The sequence below is a fragment of the Methylosinus trichosporium OB3b genome, from assembly GCF_002752655.1.
GTDB lineage: Bacteria > Pseudomonadota > Alphaproteobacteria > Rhizobiales > Beijerinckiaceae > Methylosinus > Methylosinus trichosporium.
This window is the reverse complement of record NZ_CP023737.1, coordinates 4310500-4323083: the sequence shown is the minus strand read 5'-3', so window position 1 is coordinate 4323083 and position 12584 is coordinate 4310500. Positions and strand designations below refer to the sequence as shown.

Genomic DNA, 12584 nt, shown 5'->3' with positions numbered 1-12584 from the left:
AACTGCTTTGCCAGCGGAGCCGTAACAACGAATATAGCTCGATCATTCCGCCATCTTGAGCCGAACTGATTATGTTTTTCTTAAAATCCGCGCCGACGCGCCGCCCTACAGCCCACGCGCCCAGGCGGGCCGCAGCGGCGCCGCCTCGGGCGCGGCGATGGCGGCGCGCAGCTCGGCCAGCAGCCGCGGCTTGTCGGCGCCGAGCGTTCCTCTGAGGATCAGCCAATTGGAGGCGTGATCGCTGCGGAACACGCTGCGCTTCAGCTCCAGCGTGGAGAGGAACAGCTCCATCTCCTGCATCAGTCCGAGCACGTCGAGCGGCTCGAACGCGCCGAACTGTTCACGAAAGCGCGTCTCGCCGCGTGGAAAGCTCACGACGAGCGTCGCCAGAAACTCGGGCTGCGCGGCGTTCATCAGCGCGGCGGAGGCCAGCGCATGCTGTCGCGACAGCGCACGGCCGCCCAGTCCGTTGAGGATCATCACCGAGCGCTTGATCCCCGCTTCGCCGAGCTTGTGCAATGCGTCTCGCGTCGTCTCGAAGGTCTCGCCCTTGTCGATGCGCGCGAGCGTCTCGTCATCGCCGGATTCGGCGCCGACATAGACGAGCGAGAGGCCGAGATCGGCGAGCTCGCGCAAGTCCTCGACCGATTTCTTGCCGACATTGCGCGGCAGGCAATAGCTCGACACGCGCCGCACGCCCGGCAGCTCGCGGCGGATCGCCGCGAGAATGGTCGCGAGGCGGCGCGTCGACAATGTCATGGCGTCGCCATCGGCGAGGAAGACGCGCTTGACGCTGTCCCCGAGCTCGGCCCCGCAGCGTCGCAGGCTCTCCAGCACCTCCGCCTCGTCGCGCGGGCGGAAGCGCTTCTGCGGCGCGGTATACATCTCGCAGAAGGCGCAGCGGTTCCAGGAGCAGCCGTCGGTCACCGGAAGGATCAGCGAATCTGCTTCGCTCGGCGGACGAAAGACAGGCTCGACATAGCGGATGGGAAGCAAGGTCATGAGGCTCTCTCGGCTCGGACGAACGGACCCATTAGCGCCATTCGCGGTGTTTCGGAAGAAAGGCGAGCGCGGCGAAACGATCCTTCGACGATGGGGCGGCTGCTCCGGAGCGCGCTCCCTGGACCGCGAGCCTTCAGGCTCGCACTCGAGGCCGCCCACAGTGGCTTTCAGCCGGTTCGACGGGGCGCAAAGAGCGAGCCTGAAGGCTCGCGGTCCAAGCGCGGCCCTGGAGCGCGAGGGCCCATCGATTTCGATGCAGCAGGCCACTAGGCGGCGCGGCCTCGGGCTGATAGATATTCGGCTCATGATCCTGCGCCGCAGCATTCGAATTATGGGCCCGGCCCGCGCTCGAGCTTGATGTCTCGCGCGGCGACCGGGTTTTTCGGCGCTCGCAGGCGCCCCGTCCTCCCCTTCTGGTCCGCCGCGCCGACCCCGCGTCCGCGCCCCGCTTTCGGTTCCCGACGCCATGAACGACAAAAGCACAGAGAACGACAAGAGCACCGACAAAGGCCCCGACTATTCCAAGAGCCTCTATCTGCCGCAGACGGAGTTTCCGATGCGCGCCGGCCTGCCGCAGCGCGAGCCGGACATCCTCGCCCGCTGGGAGAAGATCGATCTCTATGGCAGGCTGCGCGCGGCGGCGAAGGGCCGGCCGAAATTCGTGCTGCACGACGGACCGCCCTACGCCAATGGCAATATCCATATCGGCCACGCGCTGAACAAGATCCTCAAGGACCTCGTGACCCGCAGCCGCCAGATGGCCGGCAAGGACAGCAATTACGTGCCCGGCTGGGACTGCCACGGCCTGCCGATCGAATGGAAGATCGAGGAGGAGAATTATCGCGCGAAGGGTAAGAAGAAGCCGGACTTCGCCGATCCGGCGGCGATCGTCGCCTTCCGCCAGGAATGCCGCGCCTATGCGGCGCATTGGCTCTCGGTGCAGCGCGAGGAGTTCAAGCGGCTCGGCGTCACCGGCGACTGGGCCGATCCTTATGCGACGATGAATTTTCCCGCCGAGGCGCAGATCGCCCGCGAGCTGATGAAATTCGCCGCGAACGGTTTGCTCTATCGCGGATCGAAGCCGGTGATGTGGAGCGTCGTGGAGAAGACCGCGCTCGCCGAGGCCGAGGTCGAATATGAGGACCATGTCAGCGACACGGTGCATGTCGCCTTTCCGGTGAAGGATGGTCCCGGCGCGGTGGTCATCTGGACGACGACGCCCTGGACGCTGCCGGGCAATCGCGCCATTTCCTATTCGCACAAGATCGCCTATGGCCTTTATCGCGTCACCGCGGCGCCGGAAAACAATTGGGCCAAGGTCGGCGCGAGTTATGTGCTCGCCGACAAGCTCGCGGAGGACGTGTTCAAATCCGCCAAGGTCGAGAGCTTCGAGCGTGTGCGCGACGTGCCGGCCGACGAGCTCGGCGGCTTTGTCGCCGCGCATCCGCTCGCGCATCTCGGCTATGATTTCGCTGTGCCGCTGCTCGACGGCGATCATGTCACCGACGATACGGGAACCGGCTTCGTCCACACCGCGCCCGGCCATGGCCGCGAGGACTTCGATATCTGGATGGCGAGCGGGCGCATGCTCGCCGAGCGCGGAATCGATACGCGCATCCCCTACACGGTCGACGCCGACGGTTTCTACACCGATGAGGCGCCGGGCTTTCCGGGCAAGCGCGTGCTGACCGAGAAGGGGGACAAGGGCGACGCCAACGAGGCGGTGATTCAAGCGCTGATCGGCGCCGGCAATCTCGTCGCGCGCGGACGGCTGAAGCATCAATATCCGCATTCATGGCGCTCGAAGAAGCCGGTCATCTTCCGCAACACGCCGCAATGGTTCATCGCGCTCGATAAGGCGTTCTCGCTGAGCACTGACGCGAGGAGCGCGCCCGGCGGCCCATCCTTCGAGACGCTGGCTCCTCAGGATGAGGGGACTGGGGAGTCCTCGTCGCATCAGCCCCCTCGTCCTGAGGAGGCGCGAAGCGCCGTCTCGAAGGGCGCTCCAGGGAGCAATGCGCCGACGCTGCGCGACATCGCGCTCGACGAGATCTCGCGCACGCAATGGGTGCCGGCGGCCGGCGAGAACCGCATCCGCGGCATGATCGCCAATCGTCCCGATTGGGTGGTGTCGCGCCAGCGCGCCTGGGGCGTGCCGATCGCCGTGTTCGTGAAGAAGGGCGGACACGAGATTCTCGTCGACGCGCGCGTCAATGCGCGGATCGCCGAAGCTTTCGAGAAGGAAGGAGCCGACGCCTGGTACGAGGAAGGCGCGGCGAAGCGCTTTCTCGCGCCCGACCATGATCCGGCCGATTACGAGAAGATCGACGATGTGCTCGATGTATGGTTCGACTCCGGCTCGACGCACGCCTTCACGCTCGAGGACTCCGTTCACTTCCCCGGCCTCGCCGGCATCAAGCGCGAACGCGACGGCGGCGAGGATGAAGTGCTCTATCTCGAGGGCTCGGATCAGCATCGCGGCTGGTTCCATTCCTCTCTGCTCGAATCCTGCGGCACGCGCGGGCGCGCGCCCTATGACATCGTGCTGACCCATGGCTTCACGCTCGACGAGCACGGCCATAAAATGTCGAAGTCCAAAGGCAATGTCGTCGCGCCGCAGAAGGTCATCGCCGACGCCGGCGCCGATATTCTGCGGCTGTGGGTGGCGAGCGTCGATTACAGCGACGATCAGCGCATCGGCCCGGAGATTTTGAAGAGCGTCACCGACAATTACCGCAAGCTGCGCAACACCATTCGCTGGATGCTCGGCACGCTCGCGCATTATCGCATCGAGGAGCGCGTGGCGTTCGCCGATCTGCCGGAGCTCGAGCGCCTCGTGCTGCATCGCCTCGCCGAGATCGGCGCGGAGGTCGAAGCGGCTTATGCGGCCTTCGATTACAAGAAGGTCGTCGCGCTGCTGACGCCCTTCCTGACCAGCGATCTCTCGGCCTTCTACTTCGACATCCGCAAGGACGCGCTCTATTGCGACCCGCCGTCGAGCCTGCGGCGCAAGGCGGCGCTGACCGTGGTGGAGGATGTGTTCCGCGCGGTGGCCTCATGGCTCGCGCCGATCCTCGCCTTCACCGCGGAGGAGGCGTGGCTGTCGCGCTATCCAGACGCCGTCTCGGTGCATCTCGAGACCTTCCCGGCCCTGCCAGCGGAATGGCGCGACGCGGCCCTCGCCGAGAAATGGGAGAAGCTTCGCGCGATCCGCGCCGTGGTCACCGGCGCGCTGGAGATCGAGCGCGCGCAAAAGCGCATCGGCTCCTCGCTGGAGGCGGCGCCGATCGTCCATATCGCCGACGCCGAGCTGCGCGCGGCGCTGGAGGGCGTCGATTTCGCCGAGGTCTGCATCGTGTCGGATGTCGCGATCCGCGCGGAGGACGGCCCGGCCGAGGCCTTCCGCCTGCCCGAAGTCGCCGGGGTCGCCGTGATCCCGCGCCGCGCCGAGGGCGTCAAATGCGCGCGCTCGTGGAAATATTTCGATCCCGCGACGGCCGCGCCCGACCACCCCGGCGTCACGCCCCGCGACGCGCAGGCGCTGCGCGAGCTGGCGGCGGCGGGAAAATGGCCGGCGTGAGACGCCGCTTCGAGATGACGCGAACCCTCCCGGGCCCCTCACCTCACCTCGCGAGCGGGGAGAGGGGCGGCGGGCTCCGCTGGAACTCACGAATGATTCGGATGGAGGCGCCGGCGCCAGCCGCCTCCTCTGAGACGACGTGGCCTGTCACGGCAGGCGGCGGAACGGATTGCCCGAGGCGCCGGTGAGATAAGAGATCGCGGCGAGCGCCAGCACGACCGGCAGCAGCACCAGAAAGGCGCTGGTGAGGAAGATGAAGCCGAGCGCCAGAACGACCGCGAAGGCGAGCGCGAGCAGCAGGCTGCCAAAGGGACCGACCTTGATGACCTTCACGCCCTTCGTCCCGCCGATCCAAATGCGCGAGCGCGCTCCGGAGCGTGGCGGGGGCGGCAGAATCTCGATCTCCGGCGTCGACTCCTCGGCTATCGGGGGCAGATGTTTGGTCATGGCGCGTCTCCGAACAGGCGGACCGCCCGAACATAAGCGCTCGGCGGCGATTTCGCCACGTCGCCGCGGTCGCAGGGCGGCTCGAGCCGAGGCTTGCGCCCGCCTTGCCGCGGCGGCCGCGGGCGGCGCCGAGCGGGCGTTTACGTCATATTAAGCTCTGGACAAACCTCCCCCGCCAGATTCGAATGGCGTTGATTCGGGGCGGGATGCGGCGCGTTTTCTCCCCTCTTCGACCAACTCCGGGGACGACCGAATGTCGCGCTCACACGCGGCCGACGCAACGACTCACGCCGAACAGCCGAGGGGAGCGCGCTCCCGCGGCGGCGCCCGCGCCCGCGCGCTTCGAGCGCCGCGGTCGCGCGCCGTCATCACGGCGGCAGGCCTCTGCGTCGTCGCCTTCGGCGCCCTTCTGGCGTCCCTCGCCGGCGCATCCTATGAGAAGGCGCTGACCGAGGCCGCCGCCGATCTCACGATCGTCGCGCGCGCGGTCGCCTCGGACATCGAGACCCGCCGCGCCGGCGCCGCGCCGACGCCGCCCGATTATGCGGCGGCGCGCGGACGGCAGGCCGTCGTCACCAATGTGGACGGCCGCGTTCTTGCGGCGACGCCGCCGCTGCCGATCGGCGGCCTCCTCGCCGATCTCATCGGCCCCCAGCCGCTGCTGACCGAATTCGCCGAAAAAGCCGGGACGCTGCGGATCACGCTCGCCGACGGGACGCGCGCGCTGGCCACGCTGCGCAATCTCAGCGACGGCTCCGGGCAGATCGCGCTGATCCATCCGCATGAAGCCGTTCTCGCCGACTGGCGCGCCGCGACGATCCGCTGCGCCATGGTCGCCGCCGGCTCGGCCGCCGTCACCGCGGCGGCGGGACTGGCGCTGCGCCGACAGACGCGCCGCGCCGCCCTCGCCGAGCGCGCCCATGCGGCCATGCGCCGGCGCGTCGACGCCGCGCTCGGAAGCGGACGCTGCGGCCTTTGGGACTGGGACCTCGCCCGCGGACGCATCCATTGGTCCGACTCCATGTTCGAAATGCTCGGCCTCGACATCGAGCGCCGGCCGATCTCCTTCGGCGAGATCGCGCTGCGCCTGCATCCGCAGGACCTCGATCTCGCCGAGAAAGTCGAGGCCGTCGCCGCCACGCACGGCGCCTTCGACCATCAATTCCGCATCGCCGACGCCGTGGGCGCATGGGTGTGGCTGCGCATGCGCGCCGAGCTGATCGAGGAGGAGGGCGGCGCCGGCCCGCGCCTCGTCGGCATCGCCGTCGATGTGACCGAGCATCGCGCGCTCGCCGAAGGCGCGGCGACCGCCGACATGCGGCTGCGCGACGCCATCGAGACGATATCCGAAGCCTTCGTGCTGTGGGACGCGCAAAATCGCCTCGTCGTCTGCAATTCGAAATTCCTCGGGCTGCACGGGCTCTCCGCCGATGTCGCGACTCCGGGCGCGAGCTATGCGCGCATCATGGCGAGCGCCGTGGCGCTCGAAGAGAGCGAGATCATCGGCGATGCGGCGCCGACGGCGAACGAGCGCATTTATGAGGCGCGCCTCGCCGATGGACGCTGGCTGCAGATCAGCGAGCGCCGCACCAAGGATGGCGGCTATGTCTCGGTCGGCGCCGACATCACCGCGCTGAAGCGCAATCAAGAGAAGCTGATCGACTCGGAGCGCCGCCTCACCGCCAGCGTCGCCGATCTCATCGGCTCGCGGCAGGCGCTCGAGCGACAGGCGCAGGAGCTGGCGACGCTCGCCGAGCAATATCATCTGCAAAAGGGCGAGGCGGAGGCCGCCAATCTCGCCAAATCGCAATTCCTCGCCAATATGAGTCATGAGCTGCGCACGCCGCTCAACGCCATCATCGGTTTCTCGGAAATGATGCAGGCGCAGGTGTTCGGCGCGCTCGGCTCGCCGAAATATGTCGAATATTGCAGCCATATTCATCAGGGCGGGCGCTATCTGCTCGACGTGCTGACCGACATACTCGACATGTCGCGGCTCGAGGCGGGGCGCGTGCGGCTCGAGGAGAGCGAGATCGATCTCTCCGGCGCCGCGCGCGCGACGGCCGAGCGCTCGCGCCGCGCCGCCGAAGCGAAGGGCATAGAGCTGATCGTCGACGCGCGCGAGGGTCTGCGCTGCTGCGGCGATCATGACGCGATCGTCAAGGCGATCGCCGTGCTCGTCTCCAACAGCCTGAAATTCACTGCGGCCGGCGGCTGCGTGCGCCTGCGCGCGCGGCGTTCCTATCGCGCCGTGCTGATCTTCGTCGAGGACACGGGCTGCGGCATCGACGCGCGCGCGGTCGCGGCGCTGGGCCGGCCATTCGAGCAGCCGGCGACGGTGATGGAGAACGGCATGAAGGGCTCCGGCCTCGGCCTCGCCATCGCGCGCTCGCTGATGGCGCTGCACGGCGGCTCGCTACGCATTCGCTCGCGTGTCGGCGTCGGCACGATCGCCATGCTGCGCATACCGGCGAAGTCGCGCGCCGCTTCTCCCACTTCGAGATAAGGGCGTCTCCTTCTCCCGCTTGCGGGAGAAGGTGGCCCGACGAAGTCGGGTCGGATGAGGGCCCTTCAGAAAAGGGCATAGTGGTCTGCATCACCGATTTGATTTGTTCAAAGTAGTCGTGCGAGCGGCCCGGACCCTCATCCGACCCCGCTTCGCGGGGCCACCTTCTCCCGCTCTGCGGGAGAAGGAGCGCGCCCGATCATGGCTGACATTTCTTCTACGGTTCGGACGCGTAAACCGACATTTCGACCTCATCGAGCTCGCGCCAGAGGAATTGCATGAGAACCGCCGGGAGCAAGAAACTCTGCGCCGCGACGTCGCCGGCGAAACACAGCGCGACATCCGCGCGAACGGTCGTCGCAGCGCTCGCCCGCAATGCAGTGAGCGCGCTCACGAATTTGGATCGCGTCACCTCGTCCGCGAGAATGGCGTCGGCGCCGAATGACAACAAATCGATCTGCTCGATTTCATCTACGCCTCTCCGCAGCGGATTGGCGCCCCAATCGAGCGCGTCCAAATCGGTATGCGGCCGCGCAGCTTGCAACCACAATACGACGTCAGCCAATGACACGACTATCGCCATGAAAGGTCCAGTGCTCCTCGATACGGCCCCTCTTCACGCCGCCACATGCGCCTCCGCGCGCGGCGGGGCGTAGGCGAGCTGGGGCTCCCAGTAATTGCCCTTGTCGAACATGTGCCGCGCCTGCGCATATTGGAACATGATGCGCGCGACGATCGTCACCGTCTCCGGCTTGCGCAGCGCCGCTCCCCACACCTTGTTCCACATGCGCCCTTCCTTGTCGCCGAGCTTGCGCACATCGGCGGCGATCTGCATCGCCTCCTGCTCGATCTCGCGGAAGGCCGAAGCCTCGGGAATCGTCGCCGCCATGGGAGCGCGCGCGCGGCCGAAGCTGTCGATGAAGCGCAGCATGCGCTCGCCGAAAGCGGCCGGAGCATAGAGCGCGTTGCACAGATTATGCAGGCCGAAGTTCAGCTCCTCCATGCTCATCGTCACCGGGCGGATGTTGGAGCCCCAGGGCACCGCCTGCGTCTCCACCGTGCCCTGCAGCAGACGCCCTTCACGGGTGATGCGATCGTGCAGCGGCGTCGCCTCCGAGGCCATCAGCGCGCCGAGGCTGAAGATCGGAATCGCCGTCGACATGGCGAACTCATATTGCTGCGAGAACACATTGGGCCCGTCGTGATCGAAGCCGACGATCATGCCGCCCATCACCGAGATGCGGCGGTCGATCAGCTTCTGCACCTCGCCGGCGATGTCGATCTTCAAATTCTGGCGCTTGCCGGTCTCGCGCAGGCTCTCGGCATTGGGCGTCTCTATGCCGACGAACACCTGATGCACGCCGGCCTCGACCAGCATGTCCATCAGCTCCTCGTCGCGCGTTGCGTCGATCGAGATCTGCGTGACGAAATCCATTGCGTGGCCGGCGCGCCGCCAATGCGCCATCGCCTCCAGCAGCTCCTTGCAATGGGCGCGATAGGCGGTGAAATTGTCGTCGGCCAGAAATGTCGCGCGGAAACCGTGGCGCCACAGATTGTCGAGCTCGGCGATCACATTGGCGATCGGCTTATGGCGCTGCTTGCGGCCGAGATATTGGATGACGTCGCAGAACTCGCATTCGAACGGGCATCCGCGCGAGGTCTGGACGGCGCCGAGCATGGCGCGACTGGTCGGATACAGCTCCCAGCGCGGCGGCGGGCTCTTGTCCAGCGACGGCTTCTCGCCGAAATAGGCGTCGCGCGGACGCCCCGCGCGCAGATCGGAGAAAATCTCGCCCGCGATCTCCTCGGCCTCGCCGCAGACCAGCACGTCGCAATGATCGCGCAGATGATCGGGGCTGAGACTGGCGTAAGGCCCGCCGATGATGACCTTCTTGCCGCGGCGACGGAATTCGTCGGCGAGCGCGATCATGCGGCGGCGCTGGCTGACCTTGCCGGTGATGGCGATCCATTCGGCGGGATGATCGAGATCGACCGGGGCGACGCCTTCGTCGCAAATCTCGATGTCGAGATCGGGCGGCGCCAGCGCGGCGATGGTCGTCGACGAGAGATCGGCCATCATCACGCCGGGACGGCGGCCGGAGGCGGCGAGAATTTCGGCGCCGAAATAGGTCGGAAAATCAGCTGCGGGATTGACGATGTAAAGCGACATTTGGGCAAAACCCCTGCTCGAGAAATGCCGATTAAGGGCATTTTTTGCGGGCTCGGGCAAGGCGGGAAAGATCAGTAAATCGGGGACGGCGGAACACGCCTCAGAATTGGCGCTCCCTTCTCCCGCTCTGCGGGAGAAGGTGGCCCGACGAAGTCGGGTCGGATGAGTGCGCTTCAGAAAAGGGCGCGGCCGAACATCGTCGTATCAGCGGCGTGGACCCTCATCCGCCCCTCGCTGACGCGTCTCGCTTGCGGGAGAAGGGACGCGCGTCCAGACTCGCGATGAAACCTCACGCCGCCTCGGCGCGGGTCAGCGCGTCGCAGATGTCGTCGACGACGCTGGTCACGAGGTCGGGATTCTCGCCCTCGCCCATCACACGGATCACCGGCTCCGTGCCCGAGGGGCGGATGACGAGACGCCCTGCCCCGTCGAGCCTCTGCCGGCCCGCCTCGATCGCCCGCACCACCGCATCCTGCTCGAGCGCGAGCCGCCCGCTCACCCGCACGTTCTTCAGCACCTGCGGCAGCGGCTCGAACACGCGGCAGACCTCGCTGACGCGGCGGCCGAGCTTCTTGACCGCGGCGAGCGCCTGCATGGCGGTGACGAGCCCGTCGCCGGTCGTCGAATAATCCGAGAGGATCACATGGCCGGACTGCTCGCCGCCGACATTATAGCCGCGCTCGCGCATGCGCTCGATCACATAGCGGTCGCCGACCGCGGTGCGCTCGAGCGTGAGGCCGAGCGAGCCGAGATAGCGCTCGAGGCCGAGATTGGACATGATCGTCGCGACGACGCCGGGCTTGGCGAGCCAGCCTTCGTCACGCCAGCTGCGCGCCACCACCGCCATCAGCTGGTCGCCGTCGACCACATGGCCGAGCTCGTCGACCATGATGACGCGATCGGCGTCGCCGTCGAGCGCGATGCCGACATCGGCGCGCAGCTCGCGCACCTTCTCCTTCAGCTTCTGCGGCGCAGTGGAGCCGACGGCGCGATTGATGTTGAAGCCGTCGGGCGCGTCGCCGATGGTGATGACCTCGGCGCCGAGCTCCCACAGCGCCTCGGGCGCGACCTTATAGGCGGCGCCATTGGCGCAATCGAGCACGACGCGCAGCCCCTCGAAGCTCATGTTCCGCGGCAGCGTGCGCTTGGCGTATTCGATGTAGCGGGCGCGCACGTCCTCGATGCGCTTGGCGCGGCCGAGCTCCTGCGGGCCGGCGAGCCGCGAGGTCAGATCGCGCTCGATCAGCTTCTCGATCTCGAGCTCGGTTTCGTCGGAGAGCTTATAGGCGTCCGGCCCGAACAGCTTGATGCCATTGTCCTCGTAGAGATTGTGCGAGGCGGAGATCATCACGCCGAGGTCGGCGCGCATCGAGCGGGTGAGCATGGCGACGGCCGGCGTCGGCATGGGACCGAGCAGCAGCACGTCCATGCCCACCGAGGTGAAGCCGGCGACCAGCGCATATTCGATCATATAGCCGGAGAGCCGCGTGTCCTTGCCGATCACGACCCGGTGCCGGCGCTCGCCGTCGCGATTGAAGATGAGGCCGGCGGCCTGCCCGACCTTCATCGCCAGCTCGGGCGTGATCTTCTGATTGGCCCTGCCGCGAATGCCGTCGGTGCCGAAGTAGCTGCGCGTCATGTGCCTGTCTTCTCCTGCGGAATATGAGCCGGCCGCGCACGGCCGCGGGGAAATGAACGTCCGATTGTGGGCATTTTCGGACGGTCCCGGCTTCCGTTCTCGACGGCGGCGAGAATCGCCCCTAAAAAATATCGCTGCAATCACCAAACGCGCGTCGTCTTCTCCGCCGGTGGTTAATGACGCGGGCGGACCGCATCGCTATAGCACGGCGGGCGCGCCGGTCGAAGGGGACTCTGATGGGCGTCGTCATCTATCACAATCCGGCCTGCGGGACCTCCCGCAAGGTGCTCGCGCGGCTGAAGGAGGCCGGGCTGGAGCCCGAAGTGGTCAATTATCTGAAGACGCCGCCGGACAGTACGACCCTGAAAACACTTCTGAAATCGATGGGGAAGAAGGTTCGGGACATCCTCCGTAAGAAGGGAACGCCCTATGCCGAGCTCGGGCTCGACGACCCCGCCGTCGGCGACGAGGCGATTTTCGCCGCGATCGCGGCAAATCCCGTCCTGATCGAGCGGCCGATCGTCGTCGTCGACGGCAGAGCGGCCCTGTGCCGCCCGCCGGAGGTGGTGGAGACGCTGCTGAAGTGACGCTTCCGCCGTGGGCGGCCTCGTCGTGGCGCCATGATCGCATGGCGCAATCACTGGAAAGCCGAAATGATCTCACCCGCCTTCGCGCAAAAGATGGCCCGCTACAACCGCTGGCAGAACGCCAGCCTCTATGCGGCCGCCGATCGCTTATCCGACTCGGCGCGGCGCGAGGATCGCGGCGCCTTCTTCCGTTCGATCCATGGCACTCTCAATCACCTGCTCTGGGCCGACGCCATGTGGATGAACCGTCTCGCTGGCGGGCCTAAGCCGGCGGTCGGCCTGAGCGACTCGCCCGCTTTTCGTTCCGACTGGGCGAGCACGAAGACAGAGCGCGCGCAGATCGACGAACTCCTGATCGGCTGGGCGGATAGGCTCGACGAAGCGGCGCTCGACGGCGATCTTTCTTGGTTCTCCGGCGCGCGCGGGACAGATATCGTCATGCCGCGCGCGCTCGTCGTCGCCCATGTCTTCAATCATCAGACCCATCATCGCGGACAGGTCCATGCGATGCTCACAGCGGCGGGGTCGAGACCCGAGGACACCGATCTCATCTTCATGTGAGCGGCCCGCCTGCGCCGGCCTTCTCGATCCGACGCCGCCGCCTATCAACAGGAAAGACAATACGCGTGACCGCCCCGAAAACAGTCGCTTTT

9 protein-coding genes are annotated in these 12584 nt (G+C 66.8%); 4 read left to right on the top strand and 5 right to left on the bottom strand.

The features are described 5' to 3' along the window. Window positions 1-105 precede the first annotated feature (105 nt). Window positions 106-1002 (bottom strand): radical SAM protein, encoded by an 897-nt coding sequence (locus CQW49_RS20500; RefSeq protein WP_003611558.1) that lies wholly within the window; start codon window positions 1000-1002, stop codon window positions 106-108. A 466-nt stretch (window positions 1003-1468) separates the two neighbouring features. On the opposite strand from CQW49_RS20500, the gene ileS reads away from it, so the two are divergent. Further along, window positions 1469-4582 carry an isoleucine--tRNA ligase gene (gene ileS / locus CQW49_RS20490; RefSeq protein ID WP_003611560.1) on the top strand — a complete coding sequence of 1038 codons (3114 nt, stop codon included), beginning with the start codon at window positions 1469-1471 and terminating at the stop codon, window positions 4580-4582. 147 nt (window positions 4583-4729) lie between these two features. Here the strand turns inward: ileS and CQW49_RS20485 are convergent, their stop codons facing one another. Further along, on the bottom strand, window positions 4730-5029 hold the full coding sequence (locus CQW49_RS20485; RefSeq protein WP_003611562.1) for a hypothetical protein: 300 nt from the start codon (window positions 5027-5029) through the stop codon (window positions 4730-4732). A 253-nt stretch (window positions 5030-5282) separates the two neighbouring features. Here CQW49_RS20485 and CQW49_RS20480 point away from each other — a divergent pair, with 253 nt between their 5' ends. Further along, entirely contained in the window at window positions 5283-7535 is a 2253-nt protein-coding gene (locus CQW49_RS20480) for a PAS domain-containing sensor histidine kinase (RefSeq protein WP_003611564.1), read from the top strand. Between the two features lie 217 nt (window positions 7536-7752). On the opposite strand, the gene CQW49_RS20475 is transcribed toward CQW49_RS20480, so the two are convergent. From CQW49_RS20475 to glmM, 3 genes are all read right to left on the bottom strand, one after another. After that, window positions 7753-8118, bottom strand: a complete 366-nt coding sequence (locus CQW49_RS20475; RefSeq protein WP_003611566.1) for a hypothetical protein — start codon at window positions 8116-8118, stop codon at window positions 7753-7755. A gap of 33 nt (window positions 8119-8151) precedes the next feature. Further along, a complete protein-coding gene (locus tag CQW49_RS20470; RefSeq protein WP_003611568.1) occupies window positions 8152-9705 on the bottom strand; it encodes a B12-binding domain-containing radical SAM protein in 1554 nt (517 codons plus the stop codon). A gap of 289 nt (window positions 9706-9994) precedes the next feature. Next, window positions 9995-11344, bottom strand: coding sequence for a phosphoglucosamine mutase (glmM, locus tag CQW49_RS20465; RefSeq protein WP_003611570.1), 1350 nt, complete (start codon window positions 11342-11344; stop codon window positions 9995-9997). Between the two features lie 236 nt (window positions 11345-11580). Here glmM and arsC point away from each other — a divergent pair, with 236 nt between their 5' ends. Both arsC and CQW49_RS20455 read left to right on the top strand, forming a co-directional pair. Further along, the gene (arsC, locus tag CQW49_RS20460) at window positions 11581-11931 is read left to right on the top strand and encodes an arsenate reductase (glutaredoxin) (protein WP_003611572.1); all 351 of its coding nucleotides are present in this window, start codon (window positions 11581-11583) and stop codon (window positions 11929-11931) included. Window positions 11932-11997: 66 nt separating this feature from the next. Continuing rightward, the gene (locus tag CQW49_RS20455; protein ID WP_065083644.1) at window positions 11998-12492 is read left to right on the top strand and encodes a DinB family protein; all 495 of its coding nucleotides are present in this window, start codon (window positions 11998-12000) and stop codon (window positions 12490-12492) included. The last annotated feature ends 92 nt before the right edge of the window (window positions 12493-12584 follow it).

What these genes read in the sequence shown, in the direction of transcription:
- CQW49_RS20500 (WP_003611558.1), bottom strand. Translation starts at nt 1,002, where the DNA reads ATGACCTTGCTTCCCATCCGCTATGTCGAGCCTGTCTTTCGTCCGCCG.
- ileS (WP_003611560.1), top strand. Translation starts at nt 1,469, where the DNA reads ATGAACGACAAAAGCACAGAGAACGACAAGAGCACCGACAAAGGCCCC.
- CQW49_RS20485 (WP_003611562.1), bottom strand. Translation starts at nt 5,029, where the DNA reads ATGACCAAACATCTGCCCCCGATAGCCGAGGAGTCGACGCCGGAGATC.
- CQW49_RS20480 (WP_003611564.1), top strand. Translation starts at nt 5,283, where the DNA reads ATGTCGCGCTCACACGCGGCCGACGCAACGACTCACGCCGAACAGCCG.
- CQW49_RS20475 (WP_003611566.1), bottom strand. Translation starts at nt 8,118, where the DNA reads ATGGCGATAGTCGTGTCATTGGCTGACGTCGTATTGTGGTTGCAAGCT.
- CQW49_RS20470 (WP_003611568.1), bottom strand. Translation starts at nt 9,705, where the DNA reads ATGTCGCTTTACATCGTCAATCCCGCAGCTGATTTTCCGACCTATTTC.
- glmM (WP_003611570.1), bottom strand. Translation starts at nt 11,344, where the DNA reads ATGACGCGCAGCTACTTCGGCACCGACGGCATTCGCGGCAGGGCCAAT.
- arsC (WP_003611572.1), top strand. Translation starts at nt 11,581, where the DNA reads ATGGGCGTCGTCATCTATCACAATCCGGCCTGCGGGACCTCCCGCAAG.
- CQW49_RS20455 (WP_065083644.1), top strand. Translation starts at nt 11,998, where the DNA reads ATGATCTCACCCGCCTTCGCGCAAAAGATGGCCCGCTACAACCGCTGG.